The following is a 24,099-nucleotide window of genomic DNA, read 5'->3' as shown; positions in this document are numbered from 1 at the left end:
CGTTGCGACCTTCACGAAAGAATTTCTGTCGCCTTGGGCGTTCGGATGCTGGTAGAGCACGGAGAGGATCAGGTCCGTTTTCGAGAGACGTCACAATGAGCGAAACCTCGCCGAGCGAACCCTCGCCCGCCCTGCATGACGGGGATCGCGCCGAAGCGGCCGCGCGCAATCGCAAAGAGCGCGTGCTGGTGTTCATTGTTGCCTTTCTCGGGCTGCTCATCGTGGGCGGTATCGCCACGGTGGTGCTCAGGATCATCTATCTCTCCGCCAACCCCCAACCACAACAGAGTTCGGTTGAAATCGGGTCGCGGGTGCAGTTGGGGTCCACGGACGCCGCGCAGCTTTCCCTGCCCCAGGGCGCCGTGGTCAAGTCGCTCTCGTTAAGCGGTGACCGGCTCGCCGTCCACTACGAGACGGGCGGCAAAGACGCCATCGCCATCCTCGACGTCGCCTCGGGGGCGGTGCTGCGGCGATACGACGTGGTTCCGGGCGCGCCGTCACCCTAGCTTTGGCCGTGCAAGCGCAAGTTCGCGCTTGATCGTGCGCGCGGCCTCTCCTATAGGTGGCCGCTCCAATGAGAGCCCCGTTCGTCTAGTGGCCTAGGACACCAGCCTCTCACGTTGGTAACAGGGGTTCGAGTCCCCTACGGGGCGCCATTGCCTAAATAGGCAATTGAAATCATTGTCGAAAACCTAGCAAAACTCCTCACCGGAAAACCTCGACGGAAAAAGTGGGAGTCATTTACCCCTGTTCCGTTCGTGTGAGCAGGCTCATCGCGGTGCCTGCCATCAGCCTTTGACGCACCGCCTTTGTGTAGCGCTCGACCGGCGCGTCATCGTGCGCGTCAGCACCAGCATCCGCATTTGCGACAACCCCCGTGCCGTGACGGCGCAAAAGGAGGTCGCCCGCCTGGACGCGGAGCTTGCGCGCTACCGGCGCGACCTTGCAGCCGGACGGAACCCCGAGGGCTTGAAGCGGGCTAAAGGATGAAATCACCCGACGTTAGGAACTTGAGACCGGCAAGGTCGATCTGCATATCTGCGAGCCTGTCGCCGTTGACGTCGGCGTAGACAATTGTTCTGTCGTTGGCAGTTCCTGCCAGATCGAACCGCGCATAGACAAGTTGTCCCGCGACCCCGGTGAAGGCTGCCGCCCCCAGGAACGAAAACGCCTGGTCGCCACCAAGCTTGGTGTTGGCGTCGATTGCGGAAACATCGATCTTGTCAGTCCCGGGCGTGAAGTCGGTAATGATGTCGCGCTGGCCGTTGCCGCTGAGCGGGCTGAAGCCACCGTTGTTCACGTAGCCCGAATAGCCCGCGCCTGAATCCGTGAGCGTCGCAAAGATGAAGGTGTCGCTGCCCGCGCCGCCGGTCAGAATGTCGATGCCCGCTCCTCCGATGATGCGGTCGTTGCCGCCGTTGCCGTTGATGATGTCGTTGCCCGCGAGCCCGTTTATGATTTCGCCCGTGTTGGTGCCGTTCAAGGTGTTCGGCCCACTGGTGCCGTTGATGACCTCCAGGGCGTCTGTCAGCTTGAGTTGGAAGGCGCGGGACAACTCGATCGCATTGCCGTTGATGGTCGGATCGTTGACATTCACGACGACATCGAGAACGGGGTTGGTCTCGAAGTCGAGCGCCGCGCCGGCCTTGATCTGAAGCGCGTTGCCGACGACCTGGAACAGTCCCGCGTCGGCGCCGGTCAGCGTGAGCGTTTCGGTGCCGAGCGCGTCATCAGTGATGACGATCGTCGCGACAGTCCGCGCCGCCGCTGTCGATACGTTCTCGGCGAGCGTGGTCGTAGCGTTGGTGAACGCGATCGCCGTTGGCGCCTCGTTCACGTCGGTGACGCCGAGGGTGAAGTTGCGCGAGAACTCGATCGCGTTGCCGTTGATGGTCGGATCGTCGACGTTGACGGTCACGGCGTAGGTATTCTTCGTCTCGAAATCGAGCGCCGTGCCGGCTTTGAGGTAGAGCGCGTTGCCGACGATCTCGAACCGCGCCGCGTCCGCGCCGGAAATGCTGAGCGCATTCGGGCCCCCATCCACGTCGGTGATGGCAAGGTCCGCGATCTTGATGCGTGCGGCCGTCGAAGTGTTCTCCGCAATCGATGTCTTCAGGTTGCTCGCCACCAGCGCCGGCGCATCGTTGACCGCATTTACGTCGATGGTGATCGTGTTCGGCGTCAAGTCGGTATCGCGGCCGCCGTTCAAGGTTCCGCCGTCGTCCTGGACCTGGAAGGTGAAGCTCGCATATCCCGCGCCATTGGCATTCAACGCGGGCACAAACTTGAGCAGCCCAGCGGTGATGGCGGCCACGCTCACAAAATCGCCTGTCGAAAGTGCTACGCCATTGTTGGTGAGAGTGCCTGCCGTCGGCAGCGTCGTAATCTTGACGGCCGAGAAACCGTCGCCATCAGTTACATCCCGGAATCCAAAGTCGGCAACGCTCAATGTAACGGGCGTGTCTTCGCTCGTCGTCAACGTTTTGTCTGCGCCGTTGGGCGAGTTGTTGACTGGCGTGATGTCGACCGTAAATCGGTTCGGCGTCGCATCGATGTTGACGCCGCCGTTCAGGGTCCCCCCATCGTCGACCACTTGGAAGTCGAAAGTATAATGGGCGGGTCCGTTGTCATTTCCAGCACTGGTCGTCTTGACGAGACCGGCCGCAATATTAGCTGCGCTAATGAAGGTGCCATCAGAAATAAAGGCGCCGTTGACTCGAATAAAGTCTGAAGATCCAAAGCGAGCGTCGGTCATGTTTGAGATCACGATGCCGAAAAAGTCGTCTCCGTCGAGATCCGAAAAACCGAAGTCCGCCAGAGTGAAGACGTACTCCCTACCTTCAAGAATAGTTACGGTGTTGTCGGTGCCGGACGGGGCGTAGCTCTCCCCGTTGATCGTCACCGTGATAGTTGCCGCGTCCGACGGTCCGCCTGCAAAATTGCTGTCGCGCGCTGTGTACGTGATGCTGGTCGTCGCGGTCTCTCCCGCCCGCAAATAGTCAAAACTCGCTCCGGCGTCGAAGGTGAACGAGCCGTCAGCATTTATGACGAACGTGCCACCATTTGTGCCAGTCGAAGCCGCGCCGACCGTGCCACCCGAAACTGAGGAGACGATAAGAGTGTCGGCTTCCGAATGCGTATCGTTGCCGAGAACGTTGCCACTGAACGTGACGTCCTCGAATGCGTCGATGACATCGTCTCCGGCCGTCACCGTGGCGCCCGCGAAGTCCACATCGACCACGTAGTTCAGGCCGCTACTCCCTGAGTTGCGGCCGGCAAATGTCAGCTTGATAACATCTGACGTGAACGTGACTGTGGGCGGGGTGGCATTTCCACCGATTGTAATGGCTGCATTTACGATCTGCGGAAGGGTGTTGTTGATGTCGGTGAATACGTATTCGTCTCCACCTACGGTGCTCAAGTAGCCGCCGCCGGCTTCGAAACTCTGCGTGATCTCGTCACCGCCGAGATCGAATTCCTTATAGAATATGCCCGGGGTGATAGTGAACTCGGCGCCGGCCCCGACAGTTGCGGATTGCGTGCTCTTGAGCACGCCATTGTTGAACCACTCGAACTGGATCGTCTTTCCGATGAAACTCATGTCTCACACCTTTTTCGACGCCTTGCATTTCTGCTTATGCGAAAAGAATCCCCGGCCACGTCCCTCACAACCGGTTTGAACGTGAGCACCGTCCCGAGCGCCGACTGTTGAACCGGCGCCATTTTCGTCAGCCAACGTCCTAACTAGGTAGGTGGTCGCCGCTCCGCTCGCGGTTGGTAAACGCGCCGGGCCGGAGCCAATTCCGAGCGAACTTATCGAATTCGAGACGCCCGGATACGTTTTGCTAAGGAAGTGAGACGGAGCGTCGATAGATTGAGACGCCTTGCAAACTCAAGAAGGTCAAGGCACGCTGTCGTCGGATCATTGAAGGGGGAACGGCATGGGTTCGGCTTCGGCGAAGCGGCATGGCTCCGTGTCCTCGCAATTCCGCTTGGCTCTCGCCGTCGCTCCCGGTAACCAACGCGAATTCGACCTTTGGCGGTTCGGCCTATCGCCGATGTTCGCGGTCGACGCGCACGAGCCCCGCGATCGCTCCTCGTTCAGGGTCGACGCAACGAGCTATCAGTTTGCGGACATCGCCATCTGTCGTGGCTCAAGCTCAGCGGCCAAGTTCGAGCGTTCTGCTGGGATCATCGCGCGCAGCGGGCTCGACAACATCTGCCTGAATGTCTACCTGGCCGGAGGATGCGAGCTGGATATTGAAGGCAGGCCGGTCGAGGTGATGCCCGGCGATGTGTACCTTCTAGATTTGACGCGTCGTAGCAAAGTATTGATGCCGGACTACAGCAGCCTCTCGGTTATCCTTCCGCGAAGCCTGGTCCAGCAATTCATCCCGAATGTCGACAGCTTGCACGGATTGATTTTGAGAAGCGGGACCCCGCTCGCGAAAATGCTGTTCGGTCATTTACAGCTGCTCTTTGCCGAAGCCCCCGCGTTCGGCGTAGCGGAAGCCCGCGCTGCCGCCGGAGGCACCGCAGCTCTGATTGCCACGTTCGCCGGAGCCATGGCCAATGGACGAGATGCGGATGTGCGCACATCGTTTACCATCACTCTTCAGCTTCTGCGCCAAGCGATAGAGGAAAATCTCCGCAACCCGGATCTGGGACCGGATTTCCTCACTCGCAAGTTCGCGATGTCTCGCGCATCGCTCTATCGCCTTTTCGAACCGATCGGCGGCGTGCGCGAGTACATTCAGATGCGCCGGCTCACACGTGCCTATCAGATGATTGTCGATCCCGCGCTGGCCCACATGCGCATAGGCAGCATTGCCGCGCAGTGCGGCTTTCGCAACGACACCGTGTTCGGTCGCGCGTTTCGAGAGGCGTATGGCATGGCTTCCAGCGACCTCAGGCGTGTTATCACGCAACCAGATCAAGCCTATGAACCATTCCCTCAGGCCAACGAGTTTGTCATGATGAACCGCTGGCTAATCGGCATGGATGCAGCAGGTCGATAGCTCTCCGATTGCGTGCAACCATTCAATTGAAAAGCAACGTGGGCGCTCGTGGCTTATCAAGCCGTGATCAAATGCGCCGACGCCGGAGCCGACCGTCGGCCCCGTTGTCGCCGACAATTGCCTTCATTTGCGAGACTTCACGCTCTGGCGGACGCTCGCGCCGGTGCTTCGATCCGCTTGCCGGCTAGTTCTTCCAGGAAGATGTCGACGACGAGCCGTCTCGGCGCGTGTCTGTTCGTGATCGCATAGACATCGCATCCGGAGCCGACGGCTTTCGACGTCAATGGCCACAGAAGTCCCTTTTTGACGTCGGCTGCGGCCATCCGGTCCGGTAGGAGGCAGATGCCAAGTCCGAGGATCGCGAGACGCTTGGCCTCTTCGAGGTTAGGCGTCGTCGCCGCGACGCGTTTTCCCAACCCATGTTGGATGCGGTAGTACGTCAGGCTGTCCGGTTCGTCGGCGCCGGTGAGGATGAGCGGTTCCTGGGCGAGTTCGGCAACGTCTTTGACGGTCGCGCCGAACAGATGATGGCGCTTGCCGCAGTACACCAAATGCATTTCGCGCGTGAGAAGCTCATAGCTCAGCTCGGGATACTGGACGTGGACGGGCGCGATGCCGACATCGACCTCGCTGCGCAGCACGGCCAACGAGATTGCTTCCCAGGGCGCGACCTCGATATGCAGCTCAACCAACGGGCATCGGGTCGTGTAGGACATCAGCAGTTTATCGAACTTGGTGCTGACGAAATTGCTGATGGTGCGGAGATGAAGCCGCCCTCGCAGCTCTTGCGAAGCGTTGTCCAGGCTATCGGGGATTCTATTGACCTTGGCGTAGACCTCACTCACGCATTCGTAGAGGATGCGGCCCTCTTCGGTGAGCGCGAAGCCTGCGGGCCCGCGCCGGCAAAGCTTCTTGCCAACATTCTTTTCGAGCCGCTGTAGAGCGAGGCTGATCGTCGATTGCTTGCGCCAAAGGGCATTCGCGGCAGACGACACGCCATTGGCTTCGACAATGCTATGGAAGATCTTGAGAAGGTTCCAATCCAAGTCGAGGCAAAACTTCTGACCCGATTTCATCGCGTTCCCCGCGCTGAGCGTGTAGCAGCGCTTTTGTTCAATTGGCCAGCAACACGAGCATCTTACTCTTACTGAGCCCTGCGGCAATCATGCGCTGCGGTAGCGCATTTGCGGCATCGCACCAGACAGTAGCATGGTCGTCCGATCATAGTTTGCATCTATGATTTTATCGACCGGCGGGGATTGTCAGAGACGGGCGCGCGGAGAGCCCTGAAATTCTTCAAGCGAACAGCTGGGGCGCTGACGTTCGGAATGGGACGCATCAGGCCGAACGCGTTTGGGGTCAAGGCGCATCGACGGTGCGATGGCCGGCGAGGGCCGTGCGTCACGCCGCGATGAAACTGCTGCGGGGGCGGCGCGGACGCCGCCCCCGAGCTCTCGTGCTTTATGGGACGTGATAGGTCGCCAAGAGATGACCCGCATAGATGGTCAATCCGCCGGCGATCAACGTCACGTAGGGTAGCAATCCAGCGCGGCGACGAAGCGGCCGGCCATTCTCTACCAAGTCAGCCTGCATCCATGGCGGAAACTGTCCGCCATCCGTCACGTAGTGGCGATACGCAAAGATCGGGATGATGCCGGCAACGATTACCAGGCTCGTGAGCAACACGCGCTGCCCCCAGAAGTCCGCGCCCCACCCCATAATCAGTAGGTTCAGGAACCCGCAAACTGCGCCAACGGCGAGCAGCCAGGTCGGAGCCCGGTAAGGCCGATTGGCGTTTGGCCGATCGATCCTGTGCAACCAACCTGCCTGCAGGTTGAGGAACACGAAGATCATGTAGGTGGCATTGGCGAGGACGATCAGGAACACGTAGTCCGAAATGGAGAGCAGCACGGCGTTGACTGCGAGGTCGGTCCACATCGCGGCAACAGGTGCGCCGTGACTGTTGAGGCGTGACAGATACTTCGGGAGCCAGCCGTCGTACGAGCCCTGGTACAGCGTGCGCGAAGAGCCGGCCATCGCTGTCATGACAACCAGGCAAATCGACAGCGTGAGCGTCGCGATGATGAGGTTGCCGAGAATAGGTCCGGCGCCCACCATCTGGGTCATGACCTGGCCTACTCCAGTCCCATCGTAAATGCCCGGTTCCAGCAGACCATCGAGCCCCAGGTAGCCTTGGAAGGCAATGGGCACGAGCGTGTAGAACGCAATGCACAGCAGCCCCGAGGATACCAGCGCGCGAACCGTGTCGTAGCCAGGGTTCTTGAACTCGCTCACGTAGCAAACTGCGGTTTCGAAGGGGTACGTGGACCAAGCGGCAAGAAGGAGACAGGCCATGAGCGTGGTCATGCCAACCATGTCCCACGCGCCGTCAACGGGTTTGCCCGCGGCGTCGATAACGAGTGGCACGAACGGAGTGAAGTTTTCCGACTGAACATCGCCCGTGAGCAGCGGCACGATGCCGACCAACAAAAGGGGAAGCAACACTGCAATCGCAACGATCATCTGCACGCGGGCAGCCTTCAAGATGCCCCGGTGCTGAATAGCGAAGACAGCGAGCATCAGCGCTAGACCGAGGAAGAAGGTCGAATTCAGCCTGACGACGACGCCTTCCTTGATGAAGCTCAGGTCGAACAAGGTCACTTGCCATGTTCGAATGAGAGAGTCGGCGGGGAAGAGTAAGTTGAGAACGTATCCCGCGGCCAATCCCGATCCGATTGCAAGCACCGGAGACCAAGAGAACCAATTGGCCCACACGGAGATTGGGCCGAGCATCTTGCCGTAGGGCACCCATGCGACGGCACCGTAGACAGACGCACCGCCGGACTTCTTTGGGAAAAGCCCGGAGATCTCAGCGTAGGTAAAACACTGAACGAAGCCGATGAGCATGGAAATGATCCACACTCCGGCCGATATGTTGCCGGCCGCCGATGCGACGGCGCCGATCGAAAACAGCACGAGCACTGGCGTGCCCGACGCGAACCAGAACGCATGTGTCCAATTTAACGTCCGACGCATCTCGTGCGATGTGTCGGACGATCTTCCCTCCGCGGGATAGATCACGGCCTCGGTCATCCCTTACTCCCTCGTGATTTTTAATTTTTATTGGGCTCGGCGTTTCAAACTCGATCCGCCCACCCAGCCTGTAGGAGAGACGCAAGGGCTCGCCTGGAAAACTACCTCCAGGAAAATTAATTTCATTGAAAATCTTGATGCTTGGCTGTTGCCATTCGGTTGCCCGCACGTTTTCTCCCGTGCATCCATGTAATGCGTGAGGATCGCACGCCCACGGTGGAGCCTCGCATGATGGGGCGTTCGTCGCGAGGAAGGAGACGTTTGCACTCTGCGCCGTATCGGTCTGCGGCCTGAGATTTCGGCCGGTTGCTTCCATGTACGCGGGGGGCTTCGATCATCCGATCGCGCGCGCTCACCGCAACTCCACACGCTCGCAAAAACGCGCAATAGCGGGCTTGGATGTATTGCTTTCGCGCGACGCGAATTCCGATCCCGAAGCGCATCATCAATGTGGCCAATGTTTCACATAAGCCGTTCGGGACTTTTTCGACGGGGTGCGGTCGGTATCATCTCCACAACGTTTTCAGCAGGGAACAGGGTGGACGTTGGATGGCAAACAACAAGGATGATCATGACCACAAGCATGGCTCTGGGCATGTCCACAGGCACAAGCCGCACGGTGTGAAGCGTGAGGACACGCACGGGTCGCGGACGATGGAGAATCTCTCACGCATCTCGCAGCGCAAGCAGGACGAGGAGGTGCGGCAGGGTCTCGAGTTTGGTCTCGAAGCGGCGGAGTCGGTGGTCGATCGCAACATCTCGCTGTTCAGTCGCGGCCATCAGCCCGCGTTCGCCGGCATCAACACCTTCATGAAGGCGCCGTACTGCGAGGACATTCGCAACATCGGCAAGTACGAGGCGGCGTTCGTGGGCGCGCCGTTCGACTCCGCGACCACCTATCGCCCGGGCACGCGTTTCGGACCGCAGGCGGTCCGCCGCATCTCCGCGCTCTACGACGGCTATTGGTTCGATGGCGGCGTGGACATCTACGAGGAGCTCGACCTGTGCGATGCGGGCGACATCTTCGTCATTCCCGGCAACATCGAGAAGACCTTCGACCAGGTGACGAAGGCGGTCTCGCACATCTACACCTCGGGCGTCTTCCCGATCATCTGCGGCGGCGACCACAGTCTCGGCTTCCCGAACGTGCGCGGTATCGCTCCGCACATCGACGGCAATGTCGGCATCATCCACATCGATCGCCACATCGATATCCAGGAGAAGGATATGGATGAGCGCATGCACACGACGCCGTGGTTCTGGACGACGCACGAGGGCGGCACGCACTCGCACCGCGATCACAGCCACATGCACGACGTGGGATTGCCGAACTGCCATCCGAAGAACCTGGTGCAGATCGGCATTGGCGGCTGGTATGGCAACCGGCCGGGTACGGCGGTCGCCAAGCGCCGCGGCACGAGCGTGCTGACGATGCACGACGTGCAGACGTTCGGTCCGAAGAAGGCGGCCGAGGTCGCGCTCGAGATGGCGTGGGAAGGCTGCAAGGCCGTCTACCTGTCGTTCGACATCGACTCGATCGATCCCGGCTTTGCGCCGGGCACCGGCTCGCCCGAGCCGGGCGGTCTTCTCCCGCGGGAAGCTTTCGAGATGATCCATACGATCGCCAAGGAAGGCCTGTGCGGCATGGAGGTCGTCGAGGTCTCTCCGCCCTACGACGTCAACGACAACACGGCGCAGCTCGCCTGTCGCGTCGTGCTCGATGTGGTCGGCACGCTCGTCGCCGAGGGACATCTCGGTCATCGCAACAAGGTCATGAAGTGAGACGCACCATGCTCCATCGTTCTTTGATTAAACCAGCGCTCGCTGGGCTTTTGATCGCCCTCACGTCTGGACAGGCCTCGGCCCACGTTGGGCACGGCGACGTTGAAGGTCTCATGCACGGGTTCCTTCACCCGATCGGCGGGCTCGATCACCTGCTGGCCATGGTTGCGGTCGGACTGCTGGCGGCTCTTCTCGGCGGCCGCGCCCTCTGGATGGTGCCAGTGACATTCCTGGCGATGATGGCTGCCGGTGCGGGTCTGGCGATGGCAGGCTTCGAGCTGCCGTTCGTCGAGCTCGGCATCTCGGCGTCGGTCGTCGCGCTCGGCGTGGCGGTCGCGTTCCAGCTTCCATTGCCGGTCATCGCCGCCATGGGTATCGCCGGCTTCTTCGCGGTGTTTCACGGAGCCGCGCACGGCGCGGAGATGCCGGTCGATGCGTCGGGCGCGAGCTATGCCGCGGGCTTCCTCGCCGCGACTGCGCTGCTGCATCTCGCGGGCATCGGGATCGGGATGGCGTTGAGCCGCCTGGCGTCGAACCGCGATGCGATGAGACTGGCCGGTGGCGCAATCTCTGTCGCGGGGCTTTATCTCGCCGTGTAGTCGCGCGTTTTCGTTCTACTTCGTCTAAGCCCGGAACGTCAGGCTGGCTGACGTTCTTTCGGAAAATATGTCTTTTCGGGCAGTCCGTGACAGCGCGCGGACTGCCCCATGAGGATGCATTTTCATGCGTATCCCCGCCATCGTTCCCGCGTTGTCGTTCCTCCCCGCTCTGTCTTGCATGCCTTGGACGAGCATTGCGTTCGCTCAGGAGGCGGCGGAACTTCCCGCCGTCATCGTCACGACGACGGCACCGAAAGCGAAGAAAGCGCCGGCTGCCGCCACGCAGCAGCAAAAAGCTCCGTCCGGGAACCCGCCCGCGCCGGAACGCGCGTCGGACTTCGCCGCGATTGAATCGCTCGATCCCCGCGCCGGTGACGTGGGGATCGCCCAGTCGGCGAGCCAGGGGTTCGTCAGCGCCGAGGAGCTGTCGAGCACGCCGGTTTATCGCACGGGGGAAATGCTGGAGGCCGTGCCGGGGCTCGTCGTCACGCAGCACAGCGGCGAGGGCAAAGCCAACCAGTACTTCGTTCGCGGGTTCAATATCGATCACGGCACCGACCTCGCGATCAGCATCGATGGCATGCCCGTCAATATGCGCACGCACGGTCACGGCCAGGGCTATGCCGATACCAATTTCATGATCCCCGAGATCATGCGCGGCCTGTCGTACCGGAAAGGGCCATACTTTGCGTCCGAGGGCGACTTCTCCTCCGCAGGTGCGATCCACCTCGACGTCGCGGATAAGCTCGATAAGAACTTCGGCCAGATCGAGGTCGGCAGCTTCGGCCATCGCCGCGCGGTCGCAGGTATGTCGGCTCCAGCCGGGCTCGATGGCACGGTGCTCGTGGCCATGGAAACCTTAGCCTTCGACGGGCCGTGGGAGAGGCCGGATGACCTGCGCAAGTTCAACGGCGTCATGCGCTATTCGAACGGCAGCGCCGCCAATGGTTTTGCCGTCACGGCCATGGCCTACTCGGGCCATTGGTATGCGACCGACCAGATCCCGCAGCGCGCCGTCGAGAACGGGACCCTCGACCGCTTCGGCACGCTCGATCCGACCGATGGCGGCATTTCACATCGCTATAGCCTCTCCGGGCGCTGGCATGAAACGGACGCGACCTCCGCCACGCGGGTCAACGCGTACGTTGTCAAAAGCGATCTGTCCCTGTTCAACAACTTTACCTACTTCCTCAACGATCCGGTCAACGGTGACCAGTTCCGCCAGTCCGATGACCGCCTGATGGCCGGCTTGAACGCCAGTCGCACATACTTCGGCATGCTTGCGCCCGGCATTCGCAGCGAAACGACGGTCGGCTTCCAGAGCCGGTACGACGACATCGATGTCGGGCTGTTCAACACCCGCGAGCGTGTTCAGCTCTCGACCGTGCGCGAGGACAGCGTGCAGGAGGGAAGCGTCGGCGTCTTTGCGGAGAACACCCTGCGGTGGACGGACTGGCTGCGCACGACGGCCGGCTTGCGCGCCGACCTCTTCGCAACCGACGTATCCGGCGACAGGGCCGAGAACTCCGGCAGCGAATCTGACGCCCTCCTCAGTCCCAAGTTCGGCATCGTGCTCGGTCCCTGGGCCGACACCGAGCTCTACCTCAATGCCGGCACCGGCTTTCACAGCAACGACGCGCGCGGCACGGTGACGACCATCGATCCGGTCAGCCTCGCGGCGGTCGATCCCTCGCCGTTTCTCGTGCGCTCGGAAGGGGCCGAAATCGGCCTGCGCACGCAGCCCAACTCCGGTCTCACCAGCACGTTCGCCGTGTTCGTTCTCGACTTCGACTCGGAGATCGTTTTTGTCGGCGACGCGGGAACGACTGAGGCCAGCCGGCCGAGCCGCCGCATCGGCGCCGAGTACACGCTGGATGCCAAGCTGACCCCGTGGCTGACGCTGGATTTCGATGTCGCGTATACTCATGCCCGCTTCCGGGAGGACGATCCCGGCGCGCCGGGACGTCATATTCCGGGCGCCGTCGAGGGTGTCGTGGCGGCGGGACTTTCGTTTGACAATCTCGACGGGTGGTTCGGCCACGTGAACGTACGCTACTTCGGCGCGCGCCCGCTCATCGAGGACAACAGTGTTCGCTCGAAATCGAGCACGCCCGTCTCGGCGCGCATTGGCTACAGGTTCGATGACGGCTTGATCGTCCGGCTCGACGGCTACAATTTGCTCGACGAGACGACGAGCCAGATCGACTATTTCTACGAGTCACGCCTTCCGGGTGAGGCCGGCGGCGTCGAGGACATCCATTTCCATCCGCTGGAGCCACGGTCATTCCGGCTGTCACTGACGAAGGAATGGTAGCGAACGCGTCCGCCGCCGTCGCGTGCCTGGGTCGCAAACGAGACGATATCTAGTGGTGACCTGCGAGAGCAGTTGTGCCGGCTGAAATGGATGCAATGGCGATCCATTGTTGGGCGCTGATTGGCTCGTTCAGCACGATCCTGGCCAGGAACACGGTGAACACGCTGAATGTCGAGGCGACAACCATGGCGACATGCGGGCTCGCAGACGTGGCGCCGGCAAGAAATGTCAGATAGCCAAGGGCGTCGAGAAGCCCTTGCACACCAACGAACGGAAGCCATGGGCGCGGGATGGTCAATGACGTGCGCTGTGCGACGAGGATCAACGCTACGAAAATCAATCCCGTGCACCGGCTGATCCATACCGTTTGCAGCTCTCCCAACACCGGAGCGGCGGCCTGACTGGTCAGCACGACCGCCACATAGGCCACGCAAGCTCCGAGAGCGATGAGGATTGTCGTGCGCATTTCAGCGGCACCGGTCTCGCCGGCGAATTGAGGATGCGTGCCAGCGCTGCGCGCGATCATAAGACCGCCGAACAGGATGGCGGCCATCGCCGTCCACTCCATGGCACCGGGGCGGAGACCGAAGGCAACGTTGACCGCCAGCACAAAGACCGGATGCGCGGCCACGATTGGCGCGACGATGGCAACTGGTCCTCGGGCCAAACCCGCGTAAAGAAGGATGCACATGATCGAGACGCTGACGCCCTGCAAGGTCGCCATCGCCCATCCATACGGCGATGCAACGATCTCGATTCCGCTGATGACGACGCACGCGGTCGAAACGACCGCTCCGACGAGCAGGACCGCGCCATAGGTCAACGTGGCGCCAATCGCGCGTCCGCTGAAGCGGCCCATGAAGTCCGCCGCTCCCAACGAGGCGGAACTGAGTAGTCCCCATAAGGCTGCGTTCATCCGGGGAATCCGGCGAAGGGCTGCTTATCGGATGTGTGTCCTCGATGGACATCCTCAACAGCCGACGCGAGGTCGCGTCCACCGAGCGGGGCATGCAGCGAACCGCAAAGCGCGACCGACCCGACTAGTCCTTCGCGCGGCTTCGGCTGCCCCAGATTGCGGGGGCGGAGGCCAGGAATGCCCGGAGTTCGGCTTCTTGCCTGCGGGAGACCGGACCGACCGCAAATGCGCGGACCACGACGGCCTTGGCTACGATGTGGAGAATGCCTAGCGCCATCTCTCGAACAGGTTTCATTTGCCAACTCCCGCCGCGCCGGACCGCCCGAGGCAAACTCAATTGCGCTCACAGTGACCCTATCAGGCAAAAAAAGAACGCCTGGCCGCAAGGCCATGGCGCTCAGTGAGATCCACAGTGCACATTTCCTGTGGGGGAACATCGTGCCGGCCTCGTTCACCTGCTCATGGAGCGGGCTCTCGAGAGCGCGTACTCCGATGAGAGAAGGAGATCACGATGGACTCGGGGATACACGTCCCGCTGAACTATTTAATGCATTGAGGAACGGGACGGACATCGTGCTGCGACGCGTCCCCGTGGCACCGGCTGACTCTTCTCTTGAGCGCACGATCGATCATGCGCCGCAGTATTGCGATCGCAACATGATGGCAGACGATCACGCGCGGATGCGCAACCATTGCTTGCATCTATGATCCTCATGAATCCACGGGGGCTATCGTCCGGGCCGGCCGCGCGTATCATCTTGTCGGACGGATAGGCCATGGATCGGCGCTGCTTCGGCGGATGAGCTCTCGCCTCGGGCCGTCGCGTGCCGCGCGGGGACGAACGAGTGGCGAAGGATCAAGATCAATTCAGCCGAAAACTGGATTGGAATCTTCTCAAGGTCTTCCATGAAATCGTCCAGGCGAAGGGCATTACCCGCGCCGCCGACGTTGTTTCGCGCAAGCAGCCGGCACTCAGTCTCGCCCTTCGCCGGCTCGAAGTGCACATCGGCACGCTGCTCTGCAAGCGTGGCGCGGGCGGGTTCGATCTGACAAGCGAGGGAGCGGCCGTCGCGGACGCCTGCAACCACGTGATGGAAGTCGTCCGCGAGCTACCCAATCTCGTGGCCGAAGCGTCCGGTCAGACCCGCGGGCGCCTGCGCATGCATCTGATCAGCAATCTCGTATGCCCGGCCTTGGACGACGCCATCACGGCATTCCATCAGAAGTTTCCGAAGATCGAGCTTCTTGTCACAGTCGTGCCCTGGGCTCAGGTCATCAACGCCCTGCTTCGCGACGAAATCGACATCGGCGTCGGGCCATCGCGAACCTTGCGTGCGGAATTGAACTACCAGCTGTTATTTACGGAGGTTCACCGCCCATACTGCGGGCCCAGTCATCCGCTGTTCGGAACGATGGTGGACGACCCGCGAAGATTGCGGCCGGAGGCATTCATCCTCACGGGCGCCGACGAGCCCGATGAACTGACGGATTTCCGCGTCCGGAACGGTCTCGGCACGCACGTCGCTGGAATGACGGAGTTTCTTGAAGAGGCGCGGCGCCTGACGATGCTGGGCGTCGGGCTGTGTTTCCTGCCTGAGGGCTACGCGGCGCCGGATGTCGCCGCGGGCCGGCTTTGGCCGCTTCTTCCGAGTGCCGGGGCGCCGCGCATGGACGTCTTCATTATTGAGAACCCCAACGCATCGCGACGTCTCGCTGGCAGCAAATTCCGCGAAGAGCTGTTGAAGCGATCGGTGCCGATCTCTCTCAACCGACATCGGTCGGAGTGATCTCTCGCAGGCGCGCACAGCTGTTACCGCGATGCCAACGCTTCCGAATCTCGCAGTGCAGGCGTGCGCGTGCTCGCACACGCAGCATGATCCACATTAACGGCATCAATGTTTTGAATTCGAATTTAGGGCGTTGATGCATGCCCCCGTTTCCCTATCCTCACTATAGCGACAATAAAAAAACTTTCGCTACAGGGATGGTGACGCATGATGGGACGGGTGCTCAACGATGCGAAACATTGAACCGCATGCCCTAAAACGCCAGGCCGCAAAGGTCTCGCGCAGTCCGGATATTCAGGCGGATAGCCAAGGTGCTCCGTTTGTCATTCCCAAGGAGCGCTTCCTCGAACTTCGGACACAGCCTCCAGCCTACAAATCCGTCATTCTCGGCGTGCTCGGCTGTCTCCTGTTTCTCGGTGTGTGGGAGATCGCCCACTATGCCACGCCGGAATCGTCCCGCAAATTCATGCCCCCGGTGAGTGCAGTCGTCTCGGCGCTTTACACGCTGTTTGCGGAACGCAACTTCCTCCACGACGTATTGATCAGCTGCTATCGCGTGTTCGCGAGCTTCGCCATGGCGTCCCTCGTCGCGGTGCCTCTCGGCATTGTCATGGGATGCTTCGGGAATCTAAAAGCGCTGCTCAACCCCATCCTTTCGGGATGGCGCTATCTACCGGCAGCATCCTTCATTCCGCTGCTGCTCGTGTGGTTCGGTCCCACCGATTCCGCGAAGCTCGCGCTGCTGTTCATTGGCGTCATGTTCTTCCTCCTGACGCTTGTCCTCGACAACACGCTGGCCGTCCCGAAAGAATTCATCGAGGCGTCCCTCACGATGGGCGCATCCCGCCAGGAGGTCGTCACCAAGGTCGTCGTTCCCGCCGCCATGCCCGCGATCTTCGACTCCATGCGCAACATGATCGCTGTGGGTTGGACCTATCTCGTCATCGCAGAGATCGTCGGCGCGCAGGACGGCATCGGCGCCGTGATGATGCGCGCGGGCAGGTTCCTGAATGTCGACGTGATCATGGCCGCGATTTTGACGATCGGCATTCTAGGCGTGGTGACGGACCTTCTGTTCAGGGGCGCCCAACGCTTCCTGTTCCCCTGGAGCATCGAGCGGAGATAAGTCCCATGCAAACAATCGCTGCAACACGCCCGGTGAACAGTGCAGTTAGCGAAGCCACGGCTGTACCGCTCCGCATATCCAACGTGAGCAAGACCTACCTCAAGGGCACGTTCAAGTCCTTGGACAATGTGTCGTTCGATCTCCACGCCAACGAGATCACAGCGTTCGTCGGCCCTTCCGGTTGTGGCAAGACGACAATGCTGCGGATCATCGCCGGCCTGGAGTATCCATCCAACGGCAGCGTTGAGGTCTTTGGAAAGCCCGTCCGTGGCCCCGGTCCGGACCGCGGTATGATATTCCAGGCCTACACGTCGTTCCCGTGGCTCAGCGCCATGAAGAACGTCGAATACGGCATGCGCGTGCTCGGCGTTCCCAAGGCGGAGCGGCAGGACAGGGCGAACGAATTCCTAAAGCTTGTGCATCTCGAACGCTTCGCCAACGCGTATCCGAAAAGCATGTCGGGCGGCATGAAGCAGCGTGTGGCGCTTGCGAGAACGCTGGCGCAGAACCCGAACATTCTCCTGATGGACGAGCCGTTCGGCGCCCTCGACGCGCAGGTCCGCTGGGAGATGCAGGAGCTCATGATCGAACTGATCGAGCGCGAGCAGAAGACGGTCGTCGCCATCACGCACGACATCGAAGAGGCGATCTATCTCGCCGACCGGATCATCTTCTTCACGCGCCAGCCCGGCCAGGTCAAAGCGGACATCTCCCTCGATTTCAAGATGGGCAAGAGGTACCGGCAGAAGGAGGACCTGATTGCATTGCCGGGGTACGGCGAACTCGAGCGCAGGCTCTTCGCCATGATGCGCGAAGAGATCAAGCGGACTGACTGACGGGACGGATCAAATCTAGAAAAAGACTTTGGGGAGAAAACGATCATGCGCAAGATATTGATGGCGCTGCTTCTGACGTGCTCCGTTCAAGCTGGATCGACAGCCGCGCTGGCCGCCGAGAAGGTCTCTGTCGCAATCATCTCGTTTTCGCCGTACGCCGCCTGGTACATCGCCAAGGAGAAGGGCCTCTATAAGGATCTCGATATCGACATCAAGATCATCGAGGGGCTCTCCGAAAAGAATGCCGCGCTGGCGAGTGGCCAGGTCCAGTGCATCAATAATACCGTCGACACGCTCGTTCTCGCGCGCGCAGGTGACCTTCCCATCAAGGTCGTAGCGTACTCGAACATGTCCTACGGCCTCGACAAGATGGTCGTCACCGAGGGCATCAACTCGGTGAAGGATTTCAAGGGCAAGAAGTACGGCGCCGATTACGGCTTCCTCAATCACATGTGGATGCTGATGACGTTGCGCCGTGAGGGAATGAGCTTCACCGACGCGACCCAGGTCTCCATGCTTCCCCAGGAGAGTGCGGCCGCCTTCGCCAGCGGCGGGCTCGACATCGACGTCAACTACGATCCGTTCGTCGCCCAGTCTCAGAAGCTTGCTGGCGCCAAGGTGCTCAAGACGAGCCTGACCGACCGGACATGGGAGCGTGGGCTGATTTCGGACGGCATCGGCTGCAATGAGAAATGGCTGAAGGAGAAGCCGGCTGTGGCGAAGGAGCTGCTGCGCGGGTGGTTCGAGGCCGTGAACTGGTGGAAGGAAAATCCGGAAGAAGGCAATGCGATCGTCGCCAAGGGACTCGGCTGGCCTGTTTCGGACGTGAAGCTCAATCAGAACGGCGCGATCCAGCTCAATCTCAGCCAGAACCTCGGCGCATTCGGGGTTGGCGGGAAACCCCTCTGCGAAAGTTTGCCGGACGGTGCGCCTAAGGCCCCTGAGGGCAAGGGATGGGGCGAGGTGTTCGGCGGACCGGATTGTGTTGCGGGTTATGGGCCGGCGACGTGGGACATGTTCAGCGCGGTCTACACCGAAGCGGGGGTCGCACAAAAGAAGGTCTCTGCCAGCGAGGGGCTGGATCCCTCGATCCTGAAAAGCCTCGATGCGGATGGGTTCACGGAGAAATACAACTCCAACAAATGGATCGGACGCCTCGGCCTCGGAGACTAACGCGACGCCTCACAGCGCGTAGAAACGGCAAATCGGAAAGTCAGAGAATGGGAAAGAAGCCAGACGACCACGGCCACGATCACGGCCGCCACATCCACAGGCACCAGCCGCATGGTGTGAAGCGTGAGGACACGCACGGGTCGCGAACGATGGCGAATCTCTCGCGCATCTCGCAGCGCAAGCAGGATGAGGAGGTGCGGCAAGGTCTCGAGTTCGGCCTCGAAGCGGCGGAGTCCGTGATCGACCGCAACATCTCGCTGTTCAGTCGCGGCCATCAGCCCGCGTTCGCCGGCATCAACACCTTCATGAAGGCGCCGTACTGCGAGGACATCCGCAATATCGGCAAGTACGAGGCCGCGTTCGTGGGCGCGCCGTTCGATTCCGCGACCACCTATCGCCCGGGCACGCGCTTCGGGCCGCAGGCGGTGCGCCGCATCTCCGCGCTCTACGACGGCTATTGGTTCGATGGCGGCGTGGACATCTACGAGGAGCTCGACCTGTGCGATGCGGGCGACATCTTCGTCATTCCCGGCAACATCGAGAAGACCTTCGACCAGGTGACGAAGGCCGTCTCGCACATCTACACCTCGGGCGTCTTCCCGATCATCTGCGGCGGCGACCACAGTCTCGGCTTCCCGAACGTGCGCGGTATCGCTCCGCACATCGACGGCAATGTCGGCATCATCCACATCGATCGCCACATCGATATCCAGGAGAAGGATATGGATGAGCGCATGCACACGACGCCGTGGTTCTGGACGACGCACGAGGGCGGCACGCACTCGCACCGCGATCACAGCCACATGCACGACGTGGGATTGCCGAACTGCCATCCGAAGAACCTGGTGCAGATCGGCATTGGCGGCTGGTATGGCAACCGGCCGGGTACGGCGGTCGCCAAGCGCCGCGGCACGAGCGTGCTGACGATGCACGACGTGCAGACGTTCGGTCCGAAGAAGGCGGCCGAGGTCGCGCTCGAGATGGCGTGGGAAGGCTGCAAGGCCGTCTACCTGTCGTTCGACATCGACTCGATCGATCCCGGCTTTGCGCCGGGCACCGGCTCGCCCGAGCCGGGCGGTCTTCTCCCGCGGGAAGCTTTCGAGATGATCCATACGATCGCCAAGGAAGGCCTGTGCGGCATGGAGGTCGTCGAGGTCTCTCCGCCCTACGACGTCAACGACAACACGGCGCAGCTTGCCTGCCGCGTCGTGCTCGACGTGGTCGGCACGCTCGTCGCCGAGGGACATCTCGGTCATCGCAACAAGGTCATGAAGTGAGACGCACCATGCTCCATCGTTCTTTGATTAAGCCAGCGCTCGCTGGGTTTTTGATCGCCCTGACGTCGGGACAGGCGTCGGCCCACGTCGGGCACGGCGAGGTCGAAGGGCTCATGCACGGGTTCCTTCACCCGATTGGCGGGCTCGACCACATGCTGGCCATGGTTGCGGTCGGACTGCTTGCGGCCCTTCTCGGCGGACGCGCCCTCTGGATGGTTCCGGCGGCGTTCCTGGCGATGATGGCTGCGGGTGCAGGACTGGCGATGGCGGGCTTCGCGCTGCCGTTCGTCGAACTCGGCATTTCGGCGTCGGTCGTCGCGCTCGGCGTGGCGGTCGCGTTCCAGCTTCCATTGCCGGTCATCGCCGCCATGGGCATCGCCGGCTTCTTCGCGGTGTTTCACGGGGCTGCGCACGGGGCAGAGATGCCAGTCGATGCGTCGGGCGCGAGCTATGCCGCGGGCTTCCTCGCCGCGACCGCGCTGCTGCATCTCGCGGGCATTGGGGTCGGGGTGGCGTTGAGCCGCCTGGTGTCGAACCGTGATGCGATGAGACTGGCCGGTGGCGCAATCGCTGTCGCGGGGCTTTATCTCGCCGTGTAGTGCGGAGACTTTTCTTGGCCGGCACCGAGTATACGCTCGATGCCGAGCTGACCCCGTGGCAGACGTTGGAATGAGATCATTGTGCGCGTAGCGTTGGTGGACACCGGCTCATTGAATTCGTGAGGTTGCCGACGGCCGCGCCCCGTCTTGAGCTGCACCACTCGCCGGCGCCGGGTTAAATGCGGACCGGCGAATTTCACCCACGCGCCGTCCCGTTCGTTTCCGGATGAGCAGTCGAAGCGTCACGCTGTCCGTGTAGCCGACCTGCTCGGCAATGTCGGCGATGGCGAAATTCGTCATTTCGATGAGATAGACCGCCCGTTCGATCCGAAGGTCCTGAACGAACTCCATCGGAGATTTCCCGACGGTCTGCTTGACCCTGCGGGCGAGGGTTCTGGTGCTTGTCCCGATGGCGTCGGCCGCGGATTTGACGGAAAAGCCCGAGGCCAGATGCGTCCGAGCCCAGTGCTCGAAGCGTTCGACGACGGCATCGTCGTGTCTGAGCTGGTCGGGGACCGCATAGGCCGGCTGGGACGATCTCGGATCCGTGATGAGGTAACGGGCGGCGAGCGACGACAGGGCAGGGCTGGATCGCCGGATGAGCCATAGCGCGAGGTCGAAGTGCGCCAGCGTTGCGCCGGCGGTGACGACGCCACCCGCATTGACGATCATTTGGCTGTCGTCGAGATGCACGTCGGGGTAGCGCGACTTGAAATAGGTTCCGAGCCACCAACTGGTGGTCGCGGCTTTGCCCGCGAGGAGCCCCGCCTCGGCGAGGATGAATGTGCCGGTGCAGGCCGCGGCAACCGTCGCTCCTTCGGCGTGCCATTTGCGCAGAAGCGTTGCGGCGCGCTGGATGTCGCTGTGGCTGAGGGCATGCCGCAAGGCTTCGGGAGTTTTCACGCCGATGGCCGGGACGACGACCACGTCGGGAGCCGGCAAGAGATCGGCGGCGACAGTGGGTACGGTGAGCCCCGCGGCGGTATGGACGGCCCCGCCGACGCCCACTCGCGTGGCGGCGATCTCAGCGGCGGTAATAGAGCAGGGGTGACGAAGATCGTTGGCGATTGAAAACGTATCCTGGAGCGCGGCCAGGCCCGTATCGAAGACGCCGTCGAGTGCCAGCAAATAGATTCTCATGGCTGAAACGGCATCAATATTGGCGTCTTTCCCAATCGCATTTGGTGGCTCCTTCGATACGTTTCGCTCGTCGTTTCACAAACACGAGGACTTTTCGAATGGCAAAGCTGGGTCTCTATGTTCGTCTTCATCCTAAAGCCGGCCGGGAACAGGAGCTTCAAGACCTGCTCGAAGGTGCGCTAACGCTGGCCATTGAGGAGAAGGAAACGCCAGTGTGGTTCGCATTGCGCTTCGCGGATGGCACGTTCGGCATCTTCGACGCGTTTGACAACCAGGAAGGGCGTAGCGCGCACCTCAATGGCAAGATCGCGGCGGCGCTGATGGCGAACGTCGGCCTGCTGGCTGCCGCTCCCAATATCGAGCAAGTGGATGTGCTGGCGGCCAAGTTGCCTGGCTGACCTACGGCAATCCATCCATCGCACCGCCGAAAAAACCTGAACCCCGGCCAACCAGAAACGGTTGGCCGGGGTTCACGCAGTCCGCCATGCAAGTTCGGGTCGCTGCATAGCGTCGGGAGGAGGAGGTCGGGAGGAGAAGCCGGAAGCAGCCAACACCGGATGGATCGTTGGTCCTGGCTGCTTCCATGATCTGCAAACCGTCGACTACTTGGTCTCGTGGTGAACGGTGTCGATGGTCTTGTCGGCCACGCTCTCCTTGCCCACGTAGGCGCCGCGGAATTTTGCGGCGGGATGCGTGCTCTCGACCCGGCCGTCAGCCGTACCGATCAGCTTCTGGCGGAACGTGCCGTGCTTGTAGGCGGTCTGAACGCGGCCACGTCTACGGAGTTCCGGCACAACGAAATCGATGAAGTCGGTCGTTGTTGCCGGTGTTACAGCGTAGGCGAGATTGAAGCCGTCGATGCCGCCTTCGTCCACCCACCGTTCGAGCTCATCTGCAACTTTCTTCGGACCGCCGACCAGAACGGGGCCGAGGCCGCCGATGCAGCGCTGTTTGATGATCTCGCGAACCGTCCAAGTCGTGTCGCCGCCACCGCCGGTGAGCGACTCGAGCGTGGTGCGAAGGCTGTCGTTTTCGACGGCCTTGAGCGGCTCATCGAGATCGAGCTGCGAGAAGTCGATGCCCGTCCAGCCGCCGTAGAGGGCGAGCATGCCTTCGGGGCTGGCGTACGACAGGTACTCTTCGTATTTGCGCTGGGCGGCTTCATCGGTATCGCCGGTGACGACGGTAAGCAGCATGAAGATCTTGATCGAATCGCGTGAGCGGCCAGCCTTTTCAGCCAGATCGCGGATGTCCTTTGTCATGGTCCTGGCTTGCTCGACGGTCGTCGCGAGCACGAACATGCCCTCGGCGTGCTTCGCAGCGAACGCACGGCCGCGTCCGGATGCGCCGGCCTGGAAGATGACAGGCGAACGCTGCGGCGACGGCTCACACAGATGGAAACCCGGCACCTTGTAGTATTTGCCTTCGTGCTTGATCGGATGAACCTTGCTTCCGTCCGTGAACACGCCGGTCTGCTTGTTGCGGTGAACGGCGCTGTCTTCCCACGAGCCTTCCCAGAGCTTGTACATGACGTCCATGTACTCTTCGGCCATCTCGTAGCGTTCATCGTGGGCGAGCTGCTTGTCCATGCCGACGTTGATGGACGCGCTGTTGAGGTAAGAGGACACGACGTTCCAGGCGACGCGGCCCTTGGTCAGGTGATCGAGCGTCGAGAGACGGCGAGCGAGAAGATAGGGCTGCTCGAAGGTCACGGCCGCGGTGACGCCGAAGCTTACGTGCTTGGTGACGGCGGCCATGGCGGAGATTGAAGCGAAAGGATCGTTGACCGGAACCTGTGCTGCGTCCTTGAGGGCCATTTCGGCAGACTGGCGATAAACGTCATACACGCCGACGACGTCAGCAATGAAGAGCGTGTCGAAGCACCCGCGCTCGAGTTCCATCGCCAAGTTGGTCCAGTAGTCGATATCGTTGTATTTCCAGGCTTGGCTGGACGGATGACGCCAAGTGCCGGCAGCCTGGTGGCTGACGCAGGTCATGTCGAATGCGTTGAGAATGATCCTTGATTTCATAGCGTTCCTCGATTGCTTTTCATTGTTCTCTCAGCTTGGCCCGTCCACACGCTCGCGCATGGAGGGTCACTCTGTGTTTTTGGTTGTTTGCGTGGCTTCAGCCGTCGGAAGCACTCCGTCCGCTCGGCCGTGCGCAATTGGCCGAATGAGTGTGCCGGTGGCCGGGATGATGCCTGAGAAGATGCACTCCTCTTTACACAACTGGCGGTAACGTCTGCTCGCCGTCGGTCCTTCGAATGACACCGATGGGACGCCCCGGCGAGCAACTTGTACCGACCGGTCCACCTAATCAAAAAATCCAGCCTGCGCAAGTCAAACTCGCGATACTGACGATGAATTCGTCTCGATGAGGTCAATACTCCGTTTGCTTCCTGCTGCAGCCCGAATGGCGAAGAAGGTCGCGCGCGGG

At 61.3% G+C, this 24,099-nt stretch carries 19 protein-coding genes and 1 tRNA gene; 13 read left to right on the top strand and 7 right to left on the bottom strand.

The genetic code is table 11. From position 1 onward, the window contains the following. Positions 1-95 precede the first annotated feature (95 nt). Together ACTIFK_RS13010 and ACTIFK_RS13005 are read left to right on the top strand one after the other, a co-directional pair. Positions 96-506 carry a hypothetical protein gene (locus tag ACTIFK_RS13010; RefSeq protein ID WP_439543500.1) on the top strand — a complete coding sequence of 137 codons (411 nt, stop codon included), beginning with the start codon at positions 96-98 and terminating at the stop codon, positions 504-506. 74 nt (positions 507-580) lie between these two features. After that, positions 581-656, top strand: a tRNA-Glu gene (locus ACTIFK_RS13005). A 323-nt stretch (positions 657-979) separates the two neighbouring features. On the opposite strand, the gene ACTIFK_RS13000 is transcribed toward ACTIFK_RS13005, so the two are convergent. Then, entirely contained in the window at positions 980-3,601 is a 2,622-nt protein-coding gene (locus tag ACTIFK_RS13000; protein ID WP_439543499.1) for a beta strand repeat-containing protein, read from the bottom strand. 340 nt (positions 3,602-3,941) lie between these two features. Between ACTIFK_RS13000 and ACTIFK_RS12995 the strand changes: the two genes are divergently transcribed. Further along, on the top strand, positions 3,942-5,018 hold the full coding sequence (locus ACTIFK_RS12995; RefSeq protein WP_439543498.1) for a helix-turn-helix domain-containing protein: 1,077 nt from the start codon (positions 3,942-3,944) through the stop codon (positions 5,016-5,018). Between the two features lie 137 nt (positions 5,019-5,155). Here the strand turns inward: ACTIFK_RS12995 and ACTIFK_RS12990 are convergent, their stop codons facing one another. Together ACTIFK_RS12990 and ACTIFK_RS12985 are read right to left on the bottom strand one after the other, a co-directional pair. Then, complete coding sequence (locus ACTIFK_RS12990) at positions 5,156-6,094, bottom strand: LysR family transcriptional regulator (RefSeq protein ID WP_439543497.1); 939 nt, start codon at positions 6,092-6,094, stop codon at positions 5,156-5,158. A 385-nt stretch (positions 6,095-6,479) separates the two neighbouring features. Continuing rightward, positions 6,480-8,111: an APC family permease gene (locus ACTIFK_RS12985; RefSeq protein WP_439543496.1), complete on the bottom strand. Its 1,632-nt coding sequence runs from the start codon at positions 8,109-8,111 to the stop codon at positions 6,480-6,482. 654 nt (positions 8,112-8,765) lie between these two features. Here ACTIFK_RS12985 and ACTIFK_RS12980 point away from each other — a divergent pair. From ACTIFK_RS12980 to ACTIFK_RS12970, 3 genes are all read left to right on the top strand, one after another. Further along, positions 8,766-9,893, top strand: coding sequence for an agmatinase family protein (locus ACTIFK_RS12980; RefSeq protein WP_439543495.1), 1,128 nt, complete (start codon positions 8,766-8,768; stop codon positions 9,891-9,893). Positions 9,894-9,901: 8 nt separating this feature from the next. After that, entirely contained in the window at positions 9,902-10,492 is a 591-nt protein-coding gene (locus tag ACTIFK_RS12975; protein WP_439543494.1) for a HupE/UreJ family protein, read from the top strand. Between the two features lie 124 nt (positions 10,493-10,616). Continuing rightward, positions 10,617-12,806 carry a TonB-dependent receptor gene (locus tag ACTIFK_RS12970; protein ID WP_439543493.1) on the top strand — a complete coding sequence of 730 codons (2,190 nt, stop codon included), beginning with the start codon at positions 10,617-10,619 and terminating at the stop codon, positions 12,804-12,806. A gap of 49 nt (positions 12,807-12,855) precedes the next feature. On the opposite strand, the gene ACTIFK_RS12965 is transcribed toward ACTIFK_RS12970, so the two are convergent. Then, entirely contained in the window at positions 12,856-13,722 is an 867-nt protein-coding gene (locus ACTIFK_RS12965; protein WP_439543492.1) for an EamA family transporter, read from the bottom strand. 124 nt (positions 13,723-13,846) lie between these two features. Then, a complete protein-coding gene (locus tag ACTIFK_RS12960; protein ID WP_439543491.1) occupies positions 13,847-14,017 on the bottom strand; it encodes a hypothetical protein in 171 nt (56 codons plus the stop codon). A 550-nt stretch (positions 14,018-14,567) separates the two neighbouring features. Here ACTIFK_RS12960 and ACTIFK_RS12955 point away from each other — a divergent pair. The 6 genes from ACTIFK_RS12955 (at position 14,568) to ACTIFK_RS12930 (ending at position 20,520) form a co-directional block, all read left to right on the top strand. After that, positions 14,568-15,509: a LysR family transcriptional regulator gene (locus ACTIFK_RS12955; protein ID WP_439543490.1), complete on the top strand. Its 942-nt coding sequence runs from the start codon at positions 14,568-14,570 to the stop codon at positions 15,507-15,509. A 229-nt stretch (positions 15,510-15,738) separates the two neighbouring features. Continuing rightward, positions 15,739-16,635, top strand: a complete 897-nt coding sequence (locus ACTIFK_RS12950) for an ABC transporter permease (protein WP_439543489.1) — start codon at positions 15,739-15,741, stop codon at positions 16,633-16,635. Positions 16,636-16,640: 5 nt separating this feature from the next. Beyond that, positions 16,641-17,471 carry an ABC transporter ATP-binding protein gene (locus ACTIFK_RS12945; protein WP_439543488.1) on the top strand — a complete coding sequence of 277 codons (831 nt, stop codon included), beginning with the start codon at positions 16,641-16,643 and terminating at the stop codon, positions 17,469-17,471. Positions 17,472-17,516: 45 nt separating this feature from the next. Then, a complete protein-coding gene (locus tag ACTIFK_RS12940) occupies positions 17,517-18,644 on the top strand; it encodes an ABC transporter substrate-binding protein (RefSeq protein WP_439543487.1) in 1,128 nt (375 codons plus the stop codon). A gap of 47 nt (positions 18,645-18,691) precedes the next feature. Beyond that, entirely contained in the window at positions 18,692-19,921 is a 1,230-nt protein-coding gene (locus ACTIFK_RS12935; RefSeq protein WP_439543486.1) for an arginase family protein, read from the top strand. Positions 19,922-19,929: 8 nt separating this feature from the next. Further along, the gene (locus tag ACTIFK_RS12930) at positions 19,930-20,520 is read left to right on the top strand and encodes a HupE/UreJ family protein (RefSeq protein ID WP_439543485.1); all 591 of its coding nucleotides are present in this window, start codon (positions 19,930-19,932) and stop codon (positions 20,518-20,520) included. 108 nt (positions 20,521-20,628) lie between these two features. On the opposite strand, the gene ACTIFK_RS12925 is transcribed toward ACTIFK_RS12930, so the two are convergent. Further along, positions 20,629-21,660 carry a GlxA family transcriptional regulator gene (locus tag ACTIFK_RS12925; protein WP_439543484.1) on the bottom strand — a complete coding sequence of 344 codons (1,032 nt, stop codon included), beginning with the start codon at positions 21,658-21,660 and terminating at the stop codon, positions 20,629-20,631. 98 nt (positions 21,661-21,758) lie between these two features. Here ACTIFK_RS12925 and ACTIFK_RS12920 point away from each other — a divergent pair, with 98 nt between their 5' ends. Then, positions 21,759-22,058 (top strand): putative quinol monooxygenase, encoded by a 300-nt coding sequence (locus ACTIFK_RS12920; RefSeq protein WP_439543483.1) that lies wholly within the window; start codon positions 21,759-21,761, stop codon positions 22,056-22,058. A 204-nt stretch (positions 22,059-22,262) separates the two neighbouring features. Here ACTIFK_RS12920 and ACTIFK_RS12915 read toward each other — a convergent pair whose 3' ends face one another. Then, a complete protein-coding gene (locus tag ACTIFK_RS12915; protein ID WP_439543482.1) occupies positions 22,263-23,690 on the bottom strand; it encodes an LLM class flavin-dependent oxidoreductase in 1,428 nt (475 codons plus the stop codon). Positions 23,691-24,099: the final 409 nt, after the last annotated feature.

The organism is Hyphomicrobium sp. (assembly GCF_051860585.1).
GTDB lineage: Bacteria > Pseudomonadota > Alphaproteobacteria > Rhizobiales > Hyphomicrobiaceae > Hyphomicrobium_C.
Note: the sequence above shows the minus strand (reverse complement) of the source record. Positions and strands in the feature narration are given on the sequence as shown.